The organism is Halalkalibacillus halophilus DSM 18494, assembly GCF_000423105.1.
Taxonomy (GTDB): Bacteria; Bacillota; Bacilli; order Bacillales; family Alkalibacillaceae; genus Halalkalibacillus; species Halalkalibacillus halophilus.
In genome coordinates, this window is sequence record NZ_AUHI01000005.1 from 1 (window position 1) to 22,865 (window position 22,865).

Sequence of the window (22,865 nt, forward strand, 5' to 3'; positions counted from 1 at the left end):
TATGATGCATAGACACGCAACTCCTTTTGTTTGTTTTAGTCGTATAAAACAAGGATAACAAATCAGGAGCTTGCGTGCTTTTTTTGTCTTTTTTTCTTTTGATGAGGGTTTCCACTAGCCGTTTCTAGCATTCGAGGCATCGCGTGAGGCGGCGACTCCTGCGGGAACAGCGCGAGCCGAAGATCCACTTTGGCAAATGCTTTTCTTGCCAAAGTTAGCTGAGGCCGTGCCCGCGGAAAGCGTCCGCCGGTAAGCGATGCCTCGAATGCCTCCACCCAAACTTGTCAGAATTTTATCCAAACCCCAACATATATATTAGAGCCTTTATTTTAAGGTTGGTTATAAGAGTATAATATAAAAGAAGTGACTTAAGTATCTATACACTTAAGCCACTTACTAAAGTTATCTCTTCATCTAAAGAAGCTTAAACTTCTTCACAGTGCTTATCGAAAATATCTTGTAGTTGTTGTACTACTTCCATTGGAGAAGAACTCTCAATTTCTTGACGCTCGATCATTGTAGCTATCTTTCCATCTTTCATTAGAGCAAATGATGGTGAGGAAGGTGGGTACCCCTCAAAATAACTTCTTGCTTGTTCTGTTGCTTCACGATCTTGACCAGCGAATACAGTGACTAAGTGATCAGGACGTTTATCAAAGTGAATTGCGTTTGCTGCTGCAGGTCTAGCTACTCCACCAGCACAACCACAAATTGAATTTACTGCTACTAAAGTTGTTCCTTCTCTGTTTAAAGCCGCATCTACTTCTTCTGGTGTTTTTAATTCTTCATAACCAGCGTCAGCAATTTCTGAACGAGCTTGATTTACAAAATCTTGCATATAAATATTAAAATCCATAGGACATTGCTCCCTTATTTTTATATTCCCATCATAATCCTATCAATAACAGCTATTATTTTCAAATAGATGGCACTATTTAAAGCAAATAAAACTGATAGCTCTATGCTATCAGTTTTACTATTTAATAAATTGGAGTGTTATCTTCTGAAATCTTTTCTAAAATCTCTTTAACTCTTTGTAAGAAGTTTCCACAAACTAAACCGTCTAATACTCTGTGATCTAATGATAAACATAAATTCACCATGTCACGTGGAGCAAACATACCATCAAGATAAACTGGTCTTTTCACAATAGATTCCACTTGCAAAATTGCAGCTTGAGGATGATTAATTACACCCATTGATTGTACGGAACCAAATGATCCGGTGTTATTTACAGTAAAAGTCCCACCTTGCATATCGTCATTTGTTAGTTTACCATTTCTTGCTTTACCAGCTAATTCTACGATTTCTTTAGCAATTCCTTTAATGCTCTTATCATCAGCATCCTTTATTACAGGAACAAATAACTGATTGTCACTGGCAACTGCGATTGATAAGTTAATCGCTTTCTTTTGAATAATCTTGTCTCCTGCCCAAGTGCTATTCAGTTCTGGGAACTCTTTAAGTGCTTGTGCTACAGCTTTCACAAAGAAGGCAAAGAACGTTAAGGAATAACCTTCATCTTTCTTAAACTGATCTTTTTTCTGATTTCTGTAATTCACTAAGTTTGTAACATCAACTTCAACTGCCATCCACGCATGAGGAATTTCTGTAGTTGATTTCACCATGTTTTGAGCAATTGCTTTACGAACACCTGTTACAGGAATTTCTACGTCACCTGGTTGGGCAGATGCTGTTGTAGCACTTGCTTTATCCTGCTTAGGAGTTTCTTGTTTTGTTTCTTCTGCAATACCCTCTGCAGGTGAGTCAGGAGCTTCTTGTTGCGCCTTGGAACCACCTGTAGGAATATTTCCTGAGGACACAACTTTTTCAATATCTTTACGAGTAATTCTCCCGCCTTTGCCTGAACCTTCGACTTGATTTAAATCAATATCGTGTTCTTGTGCAAGCGTTAGTACTGCTGGAGAGTAACGTTTCTTCATCGTTTGGTCTTTAGATGTTTTCGTCTCTTCTGGTGATTCCTTCTCTTTCTCTGGAGTTTCTTCAGTAGATTCTTCTTCTGAATCCCCACCATCGACTTCGATGTAACAAATCAAACCACCAACTTCGATCGTATCTCCTTCATTAGCTACTAATTCAGTAATTTTACCTGTGAAAGAAGATGGAACTTCCGCATTCACTTTATCCGTCATTACTTCAGCAATCGGATCGTATTTGTTAACCGTGTCTCCTGGTTCTACCATCCAAGTGCTAATAGTACCTTCTGTTACACTTTCGCCCAACTGGGGCATACTTACTTTTTCAACAGCCATGTTGATGACCTCCTATTAACAGACATAAATTAAAATTCTGCAAGTTCACGCATAGATTTTTCGACTTTATCCGGATTAATCATGAAATACTTTTCCATTGTTGGTGCATAAGGCATAGACGGGACATCAGGACCCGCTAATCTCTGTATAGGAGCATCAAGATCAAATAGGCAATTCTCTGAAATAATTGCTGCTACTTCACTCATAATGCTTCCCTCTTTATTATCCTCTGTAACTAACAGAACTTTTCCAGTTTTCTTTGCTGCTTCAATAATTGATTCCTGATCCAATGGATACACGGTACGCAGGTCAAGGATGTGAGCATTAATTCCATCTTCTTCAAGACGTTCTGCGGCCTCTAGTGCAAAGTGTACGCCCAAACCATAAGTAATAACAGTGATGTCATCACCCTCTTTTTTCACATCCGCTTTACCGATTGGAAGCACGTAATCGTCGTCAGGTACTTCGCCTTTAATAAGTCGATAAGCGCGTTTATGTTCAAAGAATAACACGGGATCTTCATCGCGAATTGCAGCTTTTAATAAACCTTTAACATCATGAGGTGTTGATGGCATAACTATTTTCAGCCCTGGTTGATTGGCAAATACCGCTTCTACAGACTGTGAATGATATAATGCACCGTGAACACCACCACCGTATGGTGCGCGAATAACCATTGGACAACTCCAATCATTATTTGAACGATATCTAATCTTAGCTGCTTCTGAAATAATTTGGTTCACAGCAGGCATAATAAAGTCAGCGAACTGCATTTCAGCAACTGGGCGCATACCATACATCGCCGCACCAATACCAACACCAGCAATTGCTGATTCTGTAAGAGGTGTATCTAAAACTCTTGCTTCACCAAACTGGTCATAGAGACCATCAGTTGCTTTGAAGACTCCACCCTTTTTACCAACATCTTCACCAAGAACAAATACTTGCTCATCACGTTCCATTTCTTCTTTTAAAGCAAGTGTTACTGCTTGTATATAAGACATTACAGCCATGTTATTCCCCTCCTTCTTCTGCATATACGTATTTAAGCGCATCTTCAGCTTCAGCATAAGGAGCATTTTCAGCTTCATCTGTAGCTGTATTGATTTCATCATCTAACTCTTTTATTAAAGCAGTTTCTTTTTCTTCTGTGAGAATATTTAATTCTTTTAAATATTCTGCGAAGGCTAATACATTATCCGTTTTCTTCATCTCTTCTAGCTCTTCTTTAGTACGATATGCTTTATCATTGTCATCACTAGAATGGGCAGTTAAACGTTCAGTCATAGCTTCTATAAGGGTAGGACCTTCACCATTTAGTGCACGTTCATGTGCTTCTTTAACAACTTTATACACTTCTAAAGGATCATTTCCATTTACTTGGTGACCAGGCATTCCATATGCGATACCACGATCAGCTACTGATTTACCTGCAACTTGTCTTTCTAACGGAACGGAAATAGCATACTTATTATTTTCTACCATCGTAATAACAGGTAACTTATGCACACCAGCAAAATTTAACCCTTCATGAAAGTCTCCCTGATTAGAAGAACCTTCCCCTAATGTTACGAATGAAGCAATACTTTTCTTCTCCATTTTTGCAGCTAGTGCAATACCAACTGCGTGTGGCAATTGTGTGGTAACTGGAGAAGAACCAGTTAGAATTCGATTCTTTTTCTGACCAAAATGACCAGGCATTTGGCGTCCGCCTGAGTTTGGATCATCTGCTTTAGCAAATGCTGCTAAGAAAAGTTCTTTTGTAGTCATTCCAAATGCTAAAACGACACCTAAATCACGATAATATGGTGCTGCATAATCTTCTTCACGATTTAACGCATAAGACGCTCCGACTTGCGCAGCTTCTTGACCTTGACAAGAAATCACAAATGGAATTTTACCAGCTCGGTTTAATAACCACATGCGCTCATCAATTTTACGTGCAAGCAGCATCGTTCGATAAATGTCTAATACATCATCATCTGATAAACCCAATTCTTTGTGACGGTTATCTACTTTACTCATAATTTACCTCCTTTAAAATTATCCATGAATTTGCTTACCTTCTACTGCCAATGCGGCTTCTCCAACAACTTCAGATAAAGTTGGGTGTGGGTGAATGGTTTCACCAATTTCCCAAGCGGTTGCATCAAGTACCATAGCCAATCCTGCCTCAGAAATCATATCTGTTACATGTGGTCCAATCATATGAACTCCTAATAGATCCTCATTATCTTTATTCGTGATAATTTTTACAAATCCTTCTGATTCCCCATGAACAAGTGCTTTACCAACAGCTTGGAATGGAAACTTTCCAACTTTTACATCGAAACCTTGTTCAGAAGCTTGTTTTTCTGTTAAACCAATACTAGCTATCTCAGGGTTCGAATATATACAAGAAGCTATGTGGTTATAGTTTATTGGCTCGGGATTATTATTAGCAATATGTTCTACTGCAGAGATTCCTTCGTGTGAAGCAACATGTGCTAATTGCATTCCACCAATTACATCCCCAATTGCATATATATGAGATTCTTTCGTTTGTAACGTTTTTTTAACTTTAATTGCTCCATTTTCAACTTGAATATCTGTATTTTCAAGACCAATATTATCTACGATTGGTGCTCTACCTACAGAAACAAGCATGCGTTCAGCTTCAAACGTCTTCTCTTCCCCATTTAAATCAGCTTTAATGAGTACACCGTTTTCTGTATTTAGTGTTTCTGCATCAACCTTAGCACCTGTAACAAACTGTATTCCTTTTTTCTTAAGAAGTTTTTCAGCTTCCTTAGCTACGTCATCGTCTTCAGTAGGAAGAATCTGATCCATGTATTCTAATACAGTGACTTCTACCCCAAAGTCCGCTAGCATCGATGCCCATTCAATTCCGATCACACCACCACCAACTACAAGAATGGATTTAGGAAGTGACTCCATGTTTAGTGCTTCATCTGAACTCATTACTAATTCACCATCAATTTCTAACCCAGGTAGAGAACGTGGTTTAGATCCCGTTGCTACAATGACATTTTTAGGAAGGATCATTTCGTTCTCTTCCCCATTATTCATTTCAACAGAGATTGTACCAGCAGTTGGAGAAAAAATGCTTGGTCCTAAAATGCGTCCGTGACCTTCAAACACATCAATTTTCCCTTTTTTCATTAACCCTTGTACACCCCGGTGTAATTGGTCGACGATCTTTTGCTTTCTCTCTTGAACTTTAAAGAAGTTTAGCTTTGTGTTTTCTGTCTCTACACCAAATTGGTCTGCTTCTGTTGTTTGTTTAAATACTTCTGCACTACGTAGTAAAGCTTTCGATGGTATACACCCTCTATGTAGGCATGTACCTCCTAGGTCACCTTTTTCAATAATAGCAACTTTTAAGCCAAGTTGACTCGCTCTAATTGCAGCAACATAACCTCCAGTACCTCCACCAAGTATAGCTACATCATATTCCTTTGCCATGTTAAAACTCCTTTCAATTAAGGGGTAGAAGTGTATAGTTTCGCTTGTTCTTCTTCCTTTAAAACCCTTATTGCTCCAAATGCTAATGCTTCTAATTCGTTTTCTCCAGGATAGACTTTTACATTACTGACCCAATCTACTTTCTTACTAATGGCTTGAACAAGCTCTTTTCCGTGGGCAAGGCCACCTGTAAGAACAATTGCATCTATTTTACCTTCTAATACAGTAGCGTGTGCACCAATTTCTTTAGCGATTTGGTAGATCATCGCATCGTAAACATAGGAAGCGTGCGACTCGCCCTGTTTAATACGCTTCTCCACTTCAAGTGCATCATTCGTATCAAGATATGCAACTAGCCCACCATTTCCAGTTAGCATTTTATGCACTTCTTCTTTTGAATAAACATTAGAATAACAGAAGTCTACCAATTGGCCAGCAGGAATAGTCCCAGCTCGTTCTGGTGAAAAGGGGCCTTCTCCATTTAAACCATTGTTAACATCAATAACTTTTCCATTTGCGTGTGAACCAACAGTAATACCGCCACCCATATGGCAAACAACCAGACGACTTTCTTCATATGATTTCCCTAAATCAAAAGCTGCACGCCTAGCAACAGCTTTTTGATTTAAAGCATGAAAAATACTCTTTCTAGGTAATTGAGGTAAACCAGACAAACGAGCAAGATCGTCAAGCTCATCCACAACTACAGGGTCTACGATGAATGCAGGAACATTTATATTCTTAGCAATTTCATATGCCAAAATGGCACCTAAATTAGAAGCATGTTCACCATTTTTTGCTTCTTTTAAATCTTTTAGCATGGCATCATTTACTTCATATGTGCCACCTTCTATTGGATAGAGTAGTCCTCCTCTACCACAAACGGCATCAAGATTTGATAAATTAAACCCATTATGATCAAGTGTATTTAAAATATGATCTAACCTAAATGAATACTGATCCATTACATGACTATATTCTTGTATTTCAGCTGTACTATGCTTAATAGTTTCGTCAAATAAGTGATGTTCTCCTTCAAAGACTGCAATCTTTGTGGAAGTAGATCCTGGGTTAATAGTTAATACACGATACGTTTGTTTCAACAGTAGCGCCTCCGTTACTTATCTACTTTTTCTTGAAATAATACTATGTTCATTTTGCAAGAATGTACTTCTTGATTTACGTACACTGTCTATTCTTTCTTCGGCCATACGGTCTGCCGCCTCATGAGCACCTACATCATCACGTTTTGAAATATCATAGATTTTAGTTAAGCTATCATAGATTGTTTCAATTTGTTTAAATGCTCGATCTCTATTGTAACCATTTAATTCATCAGCCACGTTAATTACTCCACCAGAATTTATTACATAGTCTGGTGCATAAACAATACCTTTTTCATGTAAAATCTTTCCATGTCTAGGTTCTGCTAATTGATTGTTTGCTGAACCAGCAATTACTTTAGCCTTGATACGAGGAATTGTTTCATCATTAATTGTTGCTCCTAAGGCACATGGTGCATAGATATCGCAATCTACGTCATAGATATCATTAGGATCAATCGCTTGTGCACCAAAGTCATTAACAGCACGTTGAACGGACTCTTTATGAATATCTGTAACAATCAACTTCGCACCTTCTTCATGCAAATGCTTACACATCGTATATGCAACGTTACCAACTCCTTGCACAGTAACAACCTTACCTTCTAAAGAGTCAGAACCGAATGCTTCTTTTGCGGATGCTTTCATTCCTAAGTAACAACCATATGCCGTTGCAGGAGAAGGGTTACCAGATGAACCAAATTCAGGAGATATCCCCGTTACGTAATCCGTCTCCATATAAATGGTATCCATATCTAATACAGTTGTACCTACATCTTCTGCTGTAATGTAACGTCCATTTAAACCTTGTATATAACGACCAAATGCGCGGAACATTTCTGGATTTTTATCTTTTTTAGGATCTCCTATGATTACTGTTTTACCTCCACCAAGGTTAAGTCCAGCTGCTGCGTTTTTATATGTCATACCTTTAGCTAAACGAAGAGAGTCAATCACAGCATCTTCCTCAGATTCATACGTCCACATACGAGTCCCACCCAAAGCAGGTCCTAACGTTGTATCATGAATTGAAATAATTGCTTTTAACCCTGAATTTTTGTCCTGACAAAACACTACCTGCTCATAATCGTATTCTTCCATGTAAGTAAATAATTCCATTTTCTATTCCTCCCAATTTTTATGATGACAATAATGCTAAAGCTAATGAATGCACTCTTGTTTCTGCTGTATCAGCTCTTGAAGTTAATACAATTGGTGCTTTTGCTCCACTAATAACCCCTGCTACTTTAGCATTTGCAAAATAAGTAAATGATTTATATAAAGTGTTCCCTACTTCAATGTAAGGGCACACAAGAATATCTGCGTTTCCTGCTACTTCGGAATCAATATGTTTTTCTTCTTTAGATTCCATTGATATTGCATTATCAAATGCTAACGGCCCATCTACGATACAGTCTTTGATCTGCCCTCTTTTTTGCATTTGCGATAGGACGGCCGCATCAATCGAAGCCTGCATTGCCGGGTTAACGATTTCTACCGCAGCAAGCGGTGCTACTTTCGGCATCATTATTCCAAGTCCTGTAGCAATATCAACAGCGTTTTGAATAATTTGAACTTTTTCCTCTAAATCTGGTGCAATGTTCATTCCTGCATCCGTTAAAAAAAGTAATCGGTCCCTCCCTGGTATTTCAAACATCGCTACGTGGGATAAAATTCTCCCATTACGCAACCCGGAACCTTTTTTTAACACCGCCTTTAATACAATTTTAGTTGCAACATTACCCTTCATTAACACATCCGACCGTTCTTCCGATACAGACTGAACAGCTTTTTCCACTGCGTTGTCAACAGAAGTTGCATGGTGCAAAGTAATGTGGTCATTATTTAAATCCAATCCTATTTCTGAAGCAGATTGACGGATAGATTCCATATCTCCAAAAAGTTTAAATAAGGCTAAATTTTTATCAATACCATCTTTTATAGCTTTTAATGTTTCTGCGTTTGTCGCTTCGGCTACAGCAACCGTCTTCTTTTCCTGCATTTCTTGTAGTCCATTCATTAGTTGTTCAAATTTCATTTCATCTCACCTTCAAGTTTCCAAAAATGTTTATCCTATTAGCCAGGAATATCTTTTCCTAAATTGTGCTTCTCCATTTTATAATACAAATTTCGTATAGATATATGAAGTTGCTTTGCTGTTTTGGACTTTATATAATTGTTTTTTTCTAATGTTTCCATGATTAGTTGTTTTTCGAATTCATCCATTGCTTCTTGTAATGGAATTTGCTCTTCTTCTAAATAACCTTCCAATTGATGGATCTCTGCTATGGAATGCTTCTTTAAAGTTGGTAGATGTTGGTGATCTAACACTTCTGCTAGACTGTCCATGTATATCATGGTACGTCCTAAAATATTTTCAAGTTCACGCGCATTACCAGGAAAGTTATACTTTTTAAGTTTTTCAATTGCTTCATCTGTAATAATTTTTATATTTCTACTGTAATTTTGATTTAAGCGAAGTAAAAAACGCTCAGCTAACGGCTTTATATCTTCTTTTCTTTCCCTTAATGGAGCAATCGTAATAGGTAACCTATTTAAACGAAAGAATAAATCTTCTTTGAATTCCTTTTCCATCATTGCTCGCTCTAAATTCACATTTGTAGCAGCTATAATTCTAACATCAACTGGGATAGCCTCTGATCCACCTACTCGAACTATTTCATCATGTTCTAGCACATGTAGCAATCTTGCTTGTAGATCTAATGAAAGCTCCCCAATCTCATCTATAAACACACTTCCATGATTAGCTTCTTCAAAAATACCTTGTTGTTTTTTAGGCGGCCCTAATGCGTCTCCAAATAACAATTTTTCTAATGAAGCTTCATCCATCGAGGCGCAATTCACCCGAATAAACTTATGATGCCTTCGATCACTTTCATTATGAATAGAATGAGCAATTAATTCCTTTCCAGTTCCTGACTCTCCTCTAAGTAAAACATTAACAGGAGTATTTGCAGCTACCTTCGCTTGCTCTAATGTAACCTTCATGTCCAGGGAATCAGCAATGACATCATCAAAAGTATATTTTGCTTCCAAATTTCTAATTATTTGTCTTGCTTGTTTAAGTTCAGAAGTCAAATTTTCAATCTCCGTCAAATCATGGATAATAGCTACACTACCCTTCAATTGTTGATCTACAATTACTGGCGCAGCATTTACTAATACTTCTCGGTTAGAAGGACCTACTTTCATCCGGGCTCCTCGAACAGCCTTTTTAGTATGTAAGACTTCCATATGCATACTTTTACCTTCTGAAATATCTGCAGAAGCATGCTTACCTAACACTTCACTCTCCGACAGACCAGTAATATTCGTATAAGCAGGGTTAAACATCATCCCTTTACCTTCTTCATCCACAACGGATATTGCCTCTTCACTCGACTGAATAATAGCTTCTAGCATGGTTTGAATGTTTTTTAAATCTGTTATTTCTTCAGCAAGTGAAACAACTTCTGTAATGTCCTTGAACACCGCAAAAGCTCCCAACACTTCCTTCTGTTCCGAAATCAGTGGAATACGTGTTGAAATGATTTGTTTTCCATTCTCTAATTTAAGAGATTGATTTAATTCTTTCTTTTTCGTCTTTAAGATCTCTGGCAATTTAGAGTCTGGAATTATTGATTCTATTGGTTGATTAATCATTTTTTGTTGTTCAATATTTGTTATTGCTTCGGATGCAGGGTTAGAATACGTCACGATTCCATTTGAATCAATGACAATCATTCCATCATGAATAGAATCCAGCAATAATTCCTTTGAGCTTTTTTCCTTCTTTAATTGGTCCAGCAATATTTCTTTTTCATTCATTAAATCATAAATAATATGAGCAACTGTGCCAGGAATAACAACTGACTTTCTCGTCTTATGTTTTTTTATATCTTGAAAAACATCTTCTCGACCAGTTGTTTCAACGATAATATCAACATCTTCTTGCAAACCATCTATGTAGGAATGGTAAGTTTTAATATTATTATTTTTTGCATAATGAATCCCTGTTGCTTGTTCATTAATATCAGCAACAGCTAAAACTTTAATCATATCCATTTGTTGAAATAGTTTAAGTATCGCTGTTCCACCGTTTCCAGCACCGACAATTAACACTTTTTGCATGGTCATTCTCCTATACCTGCAAGTTTTTGCATACTTATATCATAATGAAAGCGCTTTTAATATGCAAGTTTTTTTCATTTTTATTTTCAATAAAATTTGTTATACTTTTTAAAGCATAACTAGAGGAGAATGAATTATGGTTCGTCTAATCGCGCTTGCAATAGTCGTATTACCAGGAGTTTTGGCTGCCTATGGAATTAAATTAATTCGAGATTCATTTTTTGGTGAGGTAACTGCAATATATTTCAATAATGTTCTCGTTCAGTTAGTAGCCGGTGTATTGTTTATTCTAATTGGGATCGGTTTTATAGCTGGGTTTATTTTACATCGCGATCGCAAGCAAAATAAAACTTCAGGTAGATTTAAAGTTTAATCTAATTACACACTAAAAAAGCTCACCATAACCGGTGAGCTTTTTCTATTTTTGTTCTTTTATTATATTACCTGCTAATGCATATAAAATGATTGTTGAAGCAAGGTGTGAAGAAAAGTCATTATCATCTTGAATTGGATAAATTTCAACTAAATCCATTCCCTTTACTCCTTTTTTGGTAAAGGCATGTACAAGTTCAACTAATTCAAAAGAAGTTAAACCATTTCCATCCACTGGTCCTGCTGGGTTAAATGCGAAATCAAGCACATCACTACAAATAGATAGATATACAGCTTCTGTACCTTCACTAGCAATGTTGTATGCCTTTTCTGCCATCGCCTCAATATCGTTCGCCTTTCTAATTTCACGGCTTGTAATGGTAGTAGCTCCAGCTTCTTTTGCATATTTTCCAGTCTCAGGTTTGTTTCTAGGGCCATGAATACCCATGTGTACAATACTTTCATTTCGAACGTTATCATCTTCGTATAAGCGCATAAAAGGAGTAGAGCGTGCATACAGATCGCCTTCATGACTTGGCATATTATCATAATGCGCATCCAGATGAATGATACCTACTTTGCCGTCTACTTTTTCCCCTAACGCTTTCACAATAGGATAAGTGATTCCATGATCGCCACCGAAGGCAACGGGGAATTTACCTGTATTCCAAACTTTACTTGAAAAATTCTCTATACGACGCATTGTTTCTTCTACATTTGCAGGGACAACATCTACATCTCCTAAATCACCTAACTTGTAATGCTCAAATACATCTATTTCGTCTAATTCTGGTAAATAACCGCTGTACCTCGCAGAACTTAAACGAATGACTTTAGGCCCTAATTCTGCACCAGTATAGTCTCCCCACGTGACGGCACCTTCCCATGGCACTCCATAAATTAGGACATCTTTCAAATCAATTTCTTGGTCATCAAAAGCAACTTTTTTGCCACCTAAAAAACAGGGTGTATTTCCATAAATATAGTCCATTCCCATCTGAAATTCCTCCTAGTTTGAATATCTACAGCACTCATAAATCGTTTTTTAAAGTTGATATATGAAGGCCGATTAAAAAGTTCTAAAATAAAAGGCTTGGGAGACTTCCCAAACCTTTTACTCTTAGTGTAAACCTATTACATTTCTTTGACAACTCTATCGTATTCTTCTTCAACTTCTTTACCAGGTTTACCTCCAAATGAACTGAAAATAATAATCGCGATCGTAGAAAGAATGAACCCTGGTACCATTTCATATAAGAATCCTGCCAGTGTATCATTAAAGCCCCACACAAACACTGTGATTCCACCTACTAGCATTCCAGCTAAAACACCATTTCGAGTAGTTTTACGCCAGAATAATGAGAATAAAATGGCTGGACCAAATGTGGCACCAAACCCTGCCCAAGCATAAGACACGAGTTCTAATACCGAACTGTCTTCATTCCAGGCAATAGCCACTGCTACTAACGCTATAACAAGCACGGCAATTCTACCTACCCAAACCAATTCTTTTTGAGAAGCTTTTCTTCTAAAGAACCTTGCATAGAAGTCTTCCGTTAAAGCACTTGAGGATACCAATAACTGAGAATCGACAGTACTCATAATAGCAGCTAATACTGCAGCTAATAGGAAACCAGCAATCCAAGGGTTATACGTCATTTGCACTAGAACAATGAATACTTGTTCCGGATCATCTAATGGTTGATCAATATTTACAATACCAACCATACCTACAAGTAATGCACCATAAAGCGGTAAAACCACACCCATTGTAATTGCAATTAATCGGGATTTACGAACTTCATTTTTACTGCGAATAGCCATAAAACGTGCCAATATGTGAGGTTGACCGAAATAACCTAGACCCCAAGCTAATGCAGAGATAATCCCAGCGAACCCGATTGCGCCAGCTGAAATCCACGGCATCGAGGAACTTTCTTCTAAATCATAAGCTGTACCTGAAAAACCATCTACAAGGCTAGGACTTATATCTGCTAATTGGCTGAACAACTCTCCAAAACCACCAATTTGATAAGTACCATAGACGGCAGTTACAACCAAAGCAATAAACATCAGAGCTGCTTGGAAAAAGTCCGTCCAACTTACGGCTAAAAATCCTCCTAAGAAAGTATAAACAACTATAATAATAGCACCAATAATTAATGCATTTTGATAATCGAAATTAAAAGTACCTTCGAAGAGCTTTGCTCCTGCCACTAACCCTGAAGCAGTATAGAATAAAAAGAAAATTAAAATAAAAGCTGCTGCAATAACTCTTAACAGACTTGATTTATCATGGTAACGGTTTTCCAAGAATTCTGGAAGCGTAATGGAATCTTGAGAAAATTGAGTATAAACACGTAATCGTTTAGCAACATATTGCCAGTTAAACATTGCACCGATTGCTAAACCAACTGCGATCCATAAACTCCACTGGCCAAAACCTGCAGCATACGCAGCACCTGGTAAACCAATTAATAGCCAACCACTAAAGTCACTTGCCTGTGCTGAGAAGGCTGCAACCCAACTATTAAGATTTCTTCCACCCAAAATATAATCAGATAATGTGTTTGTCATTCGATAAGTTATAATTCCAACTGTTAATAATACAACTAAATATAATATAAACGTTACATAAGTAGCATTTTCCACCATCTCTATTCTTCTCTCCCCTCTTTAATAAAAGTTATGATTGCCCAAACAACTAATAATGGCATCGGAACTAGAAACCAGAACCATGTTCCTGCTGTGAGTGATAACAATTGCAGTTCCATCATTTCACCTCTCCTTCATTTGCACTCATTAATACATCATTCTAACTTGTACAAAAAAATCGCTACTATTAACTTATGGAAATAGTAACGATTTTATGAATGCTATTCAATTATAATATTATATTTATCAGATTTTTTTGTCAAATCTAATCGTTCACAAAAAATTCATTATATAAAGACTGCACTGCCTGTGGTAATTGATCAGCATGTATTCCAAACATCATCGAAACTTCAGATGAACCTTGATTTATCATATCAATATTAACTTCTCCATCAACAAAAGCTTTAGTTGCTTTAGCTGCAACATTTAACCTTCTGCTCATACCTTCCCCAACTAACATGATCATAGCAAGGCCGTCCATTATAGAGACCGTATCTGCTTGTAATTCACTCTTAATACGTTGTGACAACCATTTTTTCTTTTCTAATGTTAGTTGATCCGTTCGTACAATGACCGACATATCATCTATTCCAGACGGTGCATGCTCAAATGAAATATCCTCTTCAACTAAAATTCCTAATAAAGTTTTACCAAATCCAATTTCTCGATTCATTAAATACTTACGTACATAAATGCTCGAAAACCCTGTGTCACTTGCAATACCTACGACAGGTTGGTTGTTATCTACTTTCTCTGATACAATCATTGTGCCAGGCGCATTAGGTGCATTTGTATTTTTAATACAAACAGGTATGTTCTTTTTAAAAGCCGGTATTAATGCTTCGTCATGAAACACACCAAACCCAGCATACGATAGCTCACGCATTTCTTTATATGTTAAAGAGCGGATTTCTTTAGGTTGATTAACAATTGTTGGATTAACACAATACACAGAACTAACATCTGTGAAGTTCTCATATAAATCTGCCTGAACTCCCGCTGCAATAATGGAACCAGTTATATCTGAGCCTCCTCGGGGAAATGTAGTTAATAATCCCGAGTCTGAATAACCATAAAATCCTGGGATAACTTGTACACCTTTACGTTCTCTCAGCTTATAGATTTCTTGGTAACTTTTTTCTAAAACTTGAGCACTGCCTGGCTCATCACTGACAATAATCCCTGCATCTTTAGGATTAACATAAGATGCTTCTACCCCTAATGTATTTAAATACGCACTTAGAATCCTAGCAAGAGAATCTTCTCCCATCGCTTTTAATGCATCCATCAAGTGCCAAGTGTTCGTAGTTTCTTTCAATAGACGTTCTGATTCTGATTTTATTCTATGAACTAATTCAGAATTTAAATTTAACTCGGTTGTAATGGATAAAAATCTGGATGATATTTCTGATAAAGTTTCGCCATAATTTTGACCACTATTATATTCATTGCCTAGCTGTATAAATAAATCAGTTACTTTGACATCATCTTTTGAGCGCTTTCCAGGAGCAGATACAACTACAAATTTTCTATCTAAATCTTCTTTAAGTATATTTGCTACTTTTTTTAACATATTAGCGTCTGCGACTGAACTTCCACCAAACTTTGCCACTTTCATTCTGCTCACCACTTTTTATATTATGATAAATCATTTTATCACGTAAAAGGACAAAAAAAAATAACAGGCAACATTTTGCCTGTTATTTTAAGTTGAAACCATTAACTTACTTTATGCTCTAATCTTAATTTATCCGCAATCATCGCAATAAATTCTGAGTTTGTAGGTTTTGCTTTGGTCACACTGACTGTATATCCAAAAATAGAGGAAAGGGAATCAATATTACCTCTGTTCCAAGCAACCTCTATTGCATGGCGTATCGCACGTTCTACGCGTGAAGCAGTAGTATTATATTTCTTAGCCACATCCGGATATAAAACTTTAGTGATGGAGCCTAATAATTCTATATCATTGTACACCATACCAATAGCTTCTCTTAAATATAAATATCCTTTTATATGTGCTGGAACGCCTACTTCATGAATAATAGAAGTAATATTCGATTCTAAGTCAATTTTTTCTGGTTTTCCAGTAAACATCTGACGGTTAAATGAATTATTAGAACTCTTTTGGTCCGCGATATTTTTTATCTGATCAGACAGCATTTCTAAATCAAAAGGTTTGAGCATGTAGTATGTAGCACCTAGCTCAACCGCTTTTTTCGTTACGGATTCATGTCCAAACGCAGTTAACATTAATACTTTAGGCTTTTTGATTTCTTTGTTCTTTTGAATTCTTTCTAAAACTGCTAATCCATCCATGTGAGGCATGATGACGTCTAATACTAAAACTTCCGGTTCTTGTTCTTCTACCATGCTCAAGCATTCGTTTCCATTGTAAGCAGTTCCTACAACTTCCATACCTTCTTCCTCAAAATGGTCTTGCAACATTGCCACTAACTCACGATTGTCATCTGCAATGGCTACTTTAATACTTCCCATACTAATCCCTCCGAATAATTTACTTGTCTTCTATATAGGTTTTCGACAGTTATAATAAAATACCTTTTTAAATTGTAAAATTTTTTATTAAATATCAATTTATTTTATTAATAGGATTATTTCCTACATTTTTTGATATTTTTCGACAGACGAAAGCCTCGGCAGAATTTGCCGAGGCTTTCGTTAACTTGCTTCTTTTTCTACTTTATTAATACTTAAACCTGCTTCGTTTAACATCCACTCCGCATGTACTCCATAACCACTAGTTGGATCATTAACAAAAACATGTGTTACAGCACCTGCTAATTTTCCATTCTGGATGATCGGACTTCCACTCATTCCTTGCACAATCCCACCTGTTTTATCCAGTAATTTCGGATCTGTAATTTTTATTATCATACCTTTTGTTTCCGGCTTTTTAGATGGCATGCTAGTTACAATCTCTATATCAAAAACCTGAACTTCGTGATCTTCAATAACAGTATAAATTTGAGCTTTTCCTTCTTTTACTTCATTTGCTTTTGAAATTTCAATCGGTTGATGTAAATCACTGTCTAGAAAGTTTGATTGCTGCATTTTTCCAAAGATTCCATAGTCACTGTTCTTATGAATTGTACCTATACCCTCTTCTTCCATTGAAAACTTGGCTCTTTTTTCCCCTGGAATCCCATTTTTACCTTTATTGATCGAAGTTATATCAGACGGAACGACTTTACCATTAAAAATATCCATGGGCTCTTGCGTTTGCTGATCGGTAATCATATGACCCAGTGCTCCATACCTTGATGATTTAGGATCGTAAAAGGTAAGTGTACCAATTCCTGCAGTAGCATCTCGAATTAATAATCCTAATTTGAAATTCTGGTTCGTATCTTCTTCGGGTTGAATGGTTAGAGGAAAGATTTGTTCCTTTCTTTTTACTAATAGTTCCACTTCATGATCGTTAATTGTTTCCAACATACGTTGAAAAGATTGCATATCTTGAATTTCCTTCCCATCATGCTGCAAGATGATGTCACCAATTTCAAGACCTGCTAACTCTGCTGGAGATTCATCATTTACTTTACTAAATCCTACAACCACAACACCTGAAGTGTGTAATTTAACACCTATTGATTGCCCACCTGGTACTACTTCTTCCACTGTTTCTGAACCATAAGCAACGATGGCGTAGGAGTTGGTAAATGGTATGATCAATGAAATAAGGAGTATTAACGGTAGCATTTTATTACTTTTCTTGTTCAATAATAGCACTCCTTTTTCAGTTTTATTTATTGCTGTAATGTTAATTTGGACTTTAAGTGCCTATTTTAAACGAACAAAAAGAATGTAATAAAACCTTTGATTTCCTTAACTTCAAGTGGAAAGCTTGTATCAATTGAAAATGACTAATGCTATACCTTTAAATAAAAAAATAATCCTTCAAAAGGATTATTTTTTTAAAGCATGGGCTTGTTTAATTAATTCTTCTGCATGTTGTTTTGTTGTATCGGTTAGCTCTTGCCCGGAAATCATTCTCCCAATTTCTTCAGCTGACTGCTCTTTCGATAAACGGTTTACGGTAGTACTAGTATGGTCTTGATCAGAAAATTCCTTTTCAATCAAGTAATGATGGTCTGCCATAGCTGCGACTTGAGGCAAGTGAGTAATACATAATACTTGCGAATCGGCAGAGATATCATGAATTTTTTGGGCAATTGATAACGCAACTCTGCCACTAACACCAGTATCTACTTCATCAAAAATAACGCTTGTAACTTGTTGATGTTTAGAAAATATACTCTTTAATGCAAGCATGATTCTGGAAATTTCCCCACCTGAAGCTACCTTTTGAAGGGCTTTTACAGGTTCTCCAGGATTCGTACTAATTAGAAATTGCACTTGATCTAATCCATTCTTTGTAAGATTAACACTTTCGCCTTTCCACTGGTACTTACCAGGTGAGAAATGAAAATCAATTTCAAAATCAGATTTATCTAAGTAAAGGCCCTTTAACTCTTCTAAAATTGCCGTTGTTAATTCTTTAGCTATATTTACACGTATTTGGTGCAATTGATCTGCTTCAATTAAAGCGTCTTTCTGAATGCCCTCAATTTCTTTCTCTAACTCCTGCAAATGGGAATCTTTATTATTTAGTTTATCTAACTCTTCTTCCATTTCAGCCATTAGAGACAATAATTCATCAGCTTCTTTACCATATTTTCTTTTTAAGCGATTAATTTCAAAAAGACGACTTTCTACTTCCTCTAATCGGTTGGGTTGAAATTCTAACTGCTCTATCTTATTTCTCAGTTCGGAGGCAATTTCCTCTAACCCAAAGTAATAAGATTTCATTTGTTGAGATAATTCTTCATAAGAAGCATCAACATCTTCTAAATTTTCTAATGAACTCATACTATGGCCGATAAAGTCCAATCCACTTTGTTCTCCATTTAATGGTTCATAAGCAGCTTGAAGATTTTCAAAGACCTTTTCATAATTAGCCAATTGGTTCTTTTCTTTTTCAAGTAATTCATCTTCACCTGGTTCCAATTGTGCTTCTTCTAATTCATTATATTGAAATTTCAAAAGGTCTACTCTTTGAGCAATCTCTTGTTCATTTGTTGTTAATTCTTGATAACGTTTTTCAAGACGTAGTAATTCTTTATACTGCTCATAAAAGTTATTATATGTATTTTCCAGTAACTGATACTGAAATTGGTCTAATAAATGCAAGTGATTTTCTGGGTTCATTAATGATTGCGTTTCGTGTTGACTATGTATATCAACAAGTTTGCTTCCAACTTCCTTTAGTATAGCTAAAGTCACTAATTTTCCATTCACTCTACAAATACTTTTTCCTTTGGAAGTAATAAAACGCTCAATAATAACACTTCCTTCTTCATCTAAAGGAAGTTCATATTCTTTAATAATGTCATATACAATGTGATCTTTTTTATCGATAAAAAAGATTCCTTCTATGGAAGCTTGTTCTGCTTCATGGCGCACAAATTCTACAGAAGCTCTAGCACCAGCTAATAATTGAATTGCGTCAATTATTATTGATTTTCCTGCACCTGTTTCACCAGTTAAAACAGTAAGACCATCGTTAAAGTTCAATGTGATTTCATCGATTATAGCAAAATTCTTAATTGATATTTGTGCTAACATGTAGTTCACCTCGACTTATTCTAAAGCATTCCCATGAAGTTATCATAAATCTTTTGAGAATCAACTGGAGTTCTACATATAATCAAGCATGTGTCATCCCCACAAATACTGCCCATAATTTCATACCAGTCTAATTGGTCAATTAAAACACCTACTGCTTGAGCATTTCCAGGTACGGTTTTTAATACTACAAAATGATCTGCTTTATCTAGAGAGACAAAGCTATCTAATAATGTTCTTTGAAGCTTATTTGTAGGATTAACTTTTGTATCATTTGGAACACTATACTTATATGCTCCATCCATTGTAGGAACTTTTACTAACTGAAGTTCTTTAATGTCTCTAGAAATTGTAGCTTGTGTCACATCGTACCCAAGAAGGTGAAATTGTCTTACCAATTCATCTTGTGTTTCTATTGCTTGATTAGATATGATCTCTCTGATTTTTAATAACCTTTGTGCTTTCTTCACATTCCATTCCTCACGATCTATTTTTCCGATTTTACATTATGAAAAGCCTGATGAGCCTCTTCGACGACTTGAACTTGTCTTTCTTTATTCACATTGTTAGTTGCCTTGTTCACCGTCCATTTTGCATGTAACAGAAACTCAATGTTGCCGTCTCCACCAGTGATAGGGGAATAATCTAAATCACAAATGCTAAATCCTTCTGCAAATATAAATTCAATCATCGATTCAAGAACCTGCTCATGAATTTTTCTATCACGAATAATTCCCTTTTTACCAACTTGCTCTCTTCCAGCCTCAAATTGCGGTTTTATTAGCGCAATCACATCTGACTCATCTTTAAGCAGTGCCTTTAGAGGAGGAAAAATGAGACGTAAGGAGATAAACGAAACGTCTGTCACCGCAAAATTAGGTTTTCCATCTGATAAATCTTCAGGTTTTACATATCTAAAATTTGTACGCTCCATTACGTTCACTCTAGGGTCATTTCGAAGTTTCCAATCTAGTTGGTTATAGCCTACGTCTATTGCGTACGATTTACTTGCCCCATGTTGCAAAGCACAATCTGTAAAGCCTCCAGTAGAAGAACCTATATCAATGATATGTTTATCATCCATCGTCACATTAAACACATCAAGAGCTTTCTTAAGCTTTAATCCCCCACGGCTAACGTAAGGGATTGCTTTACCTTTTACTCTTAGTTTAATTTCAGGATCCACTTTAACACCAGGTTTATCTAATCTTTCACTGTCTGAAAATACTAAACCAGCCATAATAGAGCGCTTTGCTTTTTCTCTTGAATCAAAATGTCCTAAGTCAACTAATAGTGAATCTAGTCTTACTTTTCTCATATTTAAGCTCTTCTTTCTTTAGAAGGTACAATCTCTTTCACTTTCGACTTCACTTCAGTGACGGTTAATCCTACTTCTTCCATTAGCTCATCTACACTGCCATGCTCAATGAAATGATCTGGCAGCCCCATTCTGTGGATATAAGGGAAGTTCAATTTTTCTGTTTCTAAAAATTCTAAAACTGCACTACCAAATCCACCTTGTAAGGCATGCTCTTCAATCGTTAAGATTGGGAGGTCCTCCTTGATTATTACTGAAAGCATAGCTTCATCCAACGGTTTAATAAAGCGAGCATTGACTATTTTTACAGAAATACCATCTTCATTTAATTCTTCTGCAGCCTTTAGAGCAAGATCAATGGTTGTCCCGAATGTTAAGATTACCAAGTCATCTCCTTGACGAAGAACTTCCCAACTACCGATTTTTATAGGTTTAAAATCTCCTTCAACTGGTTGATCCGGAGCATTTCCTCTAGGGTATCTAATGGCCATTGGGCCGTCGTCGTTTTTTAGCGCTGTATAAATCATGTGCTGACATTCTTGTGCATCTTTTGGCATCATAATTTTCATATTTGGTAAATGTCTCATGAATGAAATGTCAAAAACCCCTTGATGAGTTTCCCCATCTGCACCTACCAAGCCGGCGCGATCAATTCCGAACATAACATTTAAGTTTTGCCTACATACATCGTGAACTACTTGGTCAAACCCTCTTTGTAAAAAGGTTGAATAAATAGATAAAAATGGTTTCATTCCTTGGGTAGCAAGACCACCGGATACAGTGGTTGCATGTTGTTCAGCAATCCCTACATCAAATAAACGATCAGGAAATTTTTTCTTGAAATCTTCTAATTTTGAACCTACTGTCATAGCTGGTGTTACAGCTACTATTCGTGGGTCATTTTCAGCTAATTGAATAAGTGAATCGCTTACAACTTTACTCCATGCAGTTCCACTACTACTGCCTTTCGTTGATTCACCAGATTCTATTTTATATGGTCCCACACCATGCCAAGTACCAATTTTATCACTTTCAGCTGGTTTATAGCCTTTACCTTTTGTTGTTAAGACATGAATAATAATTGGACCTTCCGTTTTCTTCGCATAGTTAATTGACTTAAATAAAGCTTCATAATCATGTCCATCGACAGGTCCATAATAAGTGAAACCCATTTCTTCAAAAAACATACCAGGTACAACTAAATACTTCATACTATCTTTCACACGTTCCGCCGTATTAGCTATTTTGCCACCAACGGATGGGATTTTTTTCAATAATACTTCCAGTTCATCTTTCACCCAATTATATCTTTGTCCACTTCTTAAGCGTCCAAGTATATTATGAACCGCACCAACGTTAGGAGCGATGGACATTTCATTGTCATTGAGTATAACAATCATATCTTTCTTTTCATGACCAATATGGTTCAATGCTTCTAGTGCCATTCCACCTGTTAAAGCACCATCACCGATAATAGGTACTACCGAATGTTTCTCCCCTTTAAGGTCCCGCGCAATCGCCATACCCATAGCAGCAGACAAAGAAGTAGAGCTATGCCCAGTTTCCCACACATCATGTTCACTTTCATTGCGTTTTGGAAAACCACATAACCCTTTATATTTTCTCAATGTACTAAAATTATTAATTCTTCCCGTTAACATTTTATGCACATAAGACTGATGACCTACATCAAATATAAATTTATCTTTAGGACTCTCAAACGCATGGTGTAAAGCGAGTGTTAATTCTACAACACCAAGATTTGGCCCCAAGTGACCACCTGTAATAGACAGGTTTTCAATAAGGAAATTTCTCACTTCTTGGCTAAGTTCTTGCAGTTGATCTATAGTTAGATGCTTTATTTCAGATGGATGTTGAATGTTGTTCAGATCCATATCG

19 protein-coding genes are annotated in these 22,865 nt (G+C 36.5%); 1 reads left to right on the top strand and 18 read right to left on the bottom strand.

What is annotated here, in order from left to right; genetic code table 11:
* Positions 1-424: 424 nt before the first annotated feature.
* The 9 genes from G532_RS0102515 to G532_RS0102555 form a co-directional block, all read right to left on the bottom strand.
* Positions 425-856, bottom strand: coding sequence for a BrxA/BrxB family bacilliredoxin (locus G532_RS0102515; RefSeq protein WP_027963381.1), 432 nt, complete (start codon positions 854-856; stop codon positions 425-427).
* Positions 857-980: 124 nt separating this feature from the next.
* Entirely contained in the window at positions 981-2,273 is a 1,293-nt protein-coding gene (locus G532_RS0102520; protein ID WP_027963382.1) for a dihydrolipoamide acetyltransferase family protein, read from the bottom strand.
* Positions 2,274-2,302: 29 nt separating this feature from the next.
* The gene (locus tag G532_RS0102525; RefSeq protein WP_027963383.1) at positions 2,303-3,286 is read right to left on the bottom strand and encodes an alpha-ketoacid dehydrogenase subunit beta; all 984 of its coding nucleotides are present in this window, start codon (positions 3,284-3,286) and stop codon (positions 2,303-2,305) included.
* Between the two features lies 1 nt (position 3,287).
* A complete protein-coding gene (locus G532_RS0102530) occupies positions 3,288-4,298 on the bottom strand; it encodes a thiamine pyrophosphate-dependent dehydrogenase E1 component subunit alpha (RefSeq protein WP_027963384.1) in 1,011 nt (336 codons plus the stop codon).
* Between the two features lie 18 nt (positions 4,299-4,316).
* On the bottom strand, positions 4,317-5,738 hold the full coding sequence (gene lpdA / locus G532_RS0102535) for a dihydrolipoyl dehydrogenase (RefSeq protein ID WP_027963385.1): 1,422 nt from the start codon (positions 5,736-5,738) through the stop codon (positions 4,317-4,319).
* 17 nt (positions 5,739-5,755) lie between these two features.
* Positions 5,756-6,844, bottom strand: coding sequence for a butyrate kinase (gene buk / locus G532_RS0102540; protein ID WP_027963386.1), 1,089 nt, complete (start codon positions 6,842-6,844; stop codon positions 5,756-5,758).
* A gap of 15 nt (positions 6,845-6,859) precedes the next feature.
* Complete coding sequence (locus G532_RS0102545; RefSeq protein WP_027963387.1) at positions 6,860-7,960, bottom strand: Leu/Phe/Val dehydrogenase; 1,101 nt, start codon at positions 7,958-7,960, stop codon at positions 6,860-6,862.
* Positions 7,961-7,979: 19 nt separating this feature from the next.
* The gene (yqiS, locus tag G532_RS0102550; protein WP_027963388.1) at positions 7,980-8,879 is read right to left on the bottom strand and encodes a phosphate butyryltransferase; all 900 of its coding nucleotides are present in this window, start codon (positions 8,877-8,879) and stop codon (positions 7,980-7,982) included.
* 38 nt (positions 8,880-8,917) lie between these two features.
* Positions 8,918-10,972 carry a sigma-54-dependent Fis family transcriptional regulator gene (locus G532_RS0102555; protein WP_027963389.1) on the bottom strand — a complete coding sequence of 685 codons (2,055 nt, stop codon included), beginning with the start codon at positions 10,970-10,972 and terminating at the stop codon, positions 8,918-8,920.
* A 136-nt stretch (positions 10,973-11,108) separates the two neighbouring features.
* On the opposite strand from G532_RS0102555, the gene G532_RS0102560 reads away from it, so the two are divergent.
* Positions 11,109-11,345 (top strand): DUF2627 domain-containing protein, encoded by a 237-nt coding sequence (locus G532_RS0102560; protein WP_027963390.1) that lies wholly within the window; start codon positions 11,109-11,111, stop codon positions 11,343-11,345.
* 45 nt (positions 11,346-11,390) lie between these two features.
* Here the strand turns inward: G532_RS0102560 and G532_RS0102565 are convergent, their stop codons facing one another.
* The 9 genes from G532_RS0102565 to dxs all read right to left on the bottom strand — a co-directional run bounded on the left by G532_RS0102565 (position 11,391) and on the right by dxs (position 22,861).
* On the bottom strand, positions 11,391-12,341 hold the full coding sequence (locus G532_RS0102565) for an agmatinase family protein (RefSeq protein ID WP_027963391.1): 951 nt from the start codon (positions 12,339-12,341) through the stop codon (positions 11,391-11,393).
* Between the two features lie 137 nt (positions 12,342-12,478).
* Positions 12,479-13,999 (bottom strand): sodium/proline symporter PutP, encoded by a 1,521-nt coding sequence (putP, locus tag G532_RS0102570; protein WP_035512446.1) that lies wholly within the window; start codon positions 13,997-13,999, stop codon positions 12,479-12,481.
* Positions 14,000-14,264: 265 nt separating this feature from the next.
* Positions 14,265-15,617, bottom strand: coding sequence for an aspartate kinase (locus G532_RS0102580; protein WP_027963393.1), 1,353 nt, complete (start codon positions 15,615-15,617; stop codon positions 14,265-14,267).
* A gap of 101 nt (positions 15,618-15,718) precedes the next feature.
* Positions 15,719-16,498 carry a sporulation transcription factor Spo0A gene (gene spo0A, locus G532_RS0102585; RefSeq protein ID WP_027963394.1) on the bottom strand — a complete coding sequence of 260 codons (780 nt, stop codon included), beginning with the start codon at positions 16,496-16,498 and terminating at the stop codon, positions 15,719-15,721.
* 183 nt (positions 16,499-16,681) lie between these two features.
* Complete coding sequence (gene spoIVB / locus G532_RS14605) at positions 16,682-17,743, bottom strand: SpoIVB peptidase (protein WP_051189025.1); 1,062 nt, start codon at positions 17,741-17,743, stop codon at positions 16,682-16,684.
* A gap of 186 nt (positions 17,744-17,929) precedes the next feature.
* The gene (gene recN, locus G532_RS0102595; protein WP_027963395.1) at positions 17,930-19,648 is read right to left on the bottom strand and encodes a DNA repair protein RecN; all 1,719 of its coding nucleotides are present in this window, start codon (positions 19,646-19,648) and stop codon (positions 17,930-17,932) included.
* Positions 19,649-19,668: 20 nt separating this feature from the next.
* The gene (ahrC, locus tag G532_RS0102600; RefSeq protein WP_027963396.1) at positions 19,669-20,118 is read right to left on the bottom strand and encodes a transcriptional regulator AhrC/ArgR; all 450 of its coding nucleotides are present in this window, start codon (positions 20,116-20,118) and stop codon (positions 19,669-19,671) included.
* Between the two features lie 17 nt (positions 20,119-20,135).
* A complete protein-coding gene (locus G532_RS0102605) occupies positions 20,136-20,966 on the bottom strand; it encodes a TlyA family RNA methyltransferase (protein ID WP_027963397.1) in 831 nt (276 codons plus the stop codon).
* Between the two features lie 2 nt (positions 20,967-20,968).
* Entirely contained in the window at positions 20,969-22,861 is a 1,893-nt protein-coding gene (gene dxs, locus G532_RS0102610) for a 1-deoxy-D-xylulose-5-phosphate synthase (protein WP_027963398.1), read from the bottom strand.
* Positions 22,862-22,865 lie beyond the last annotated feature (4 nt).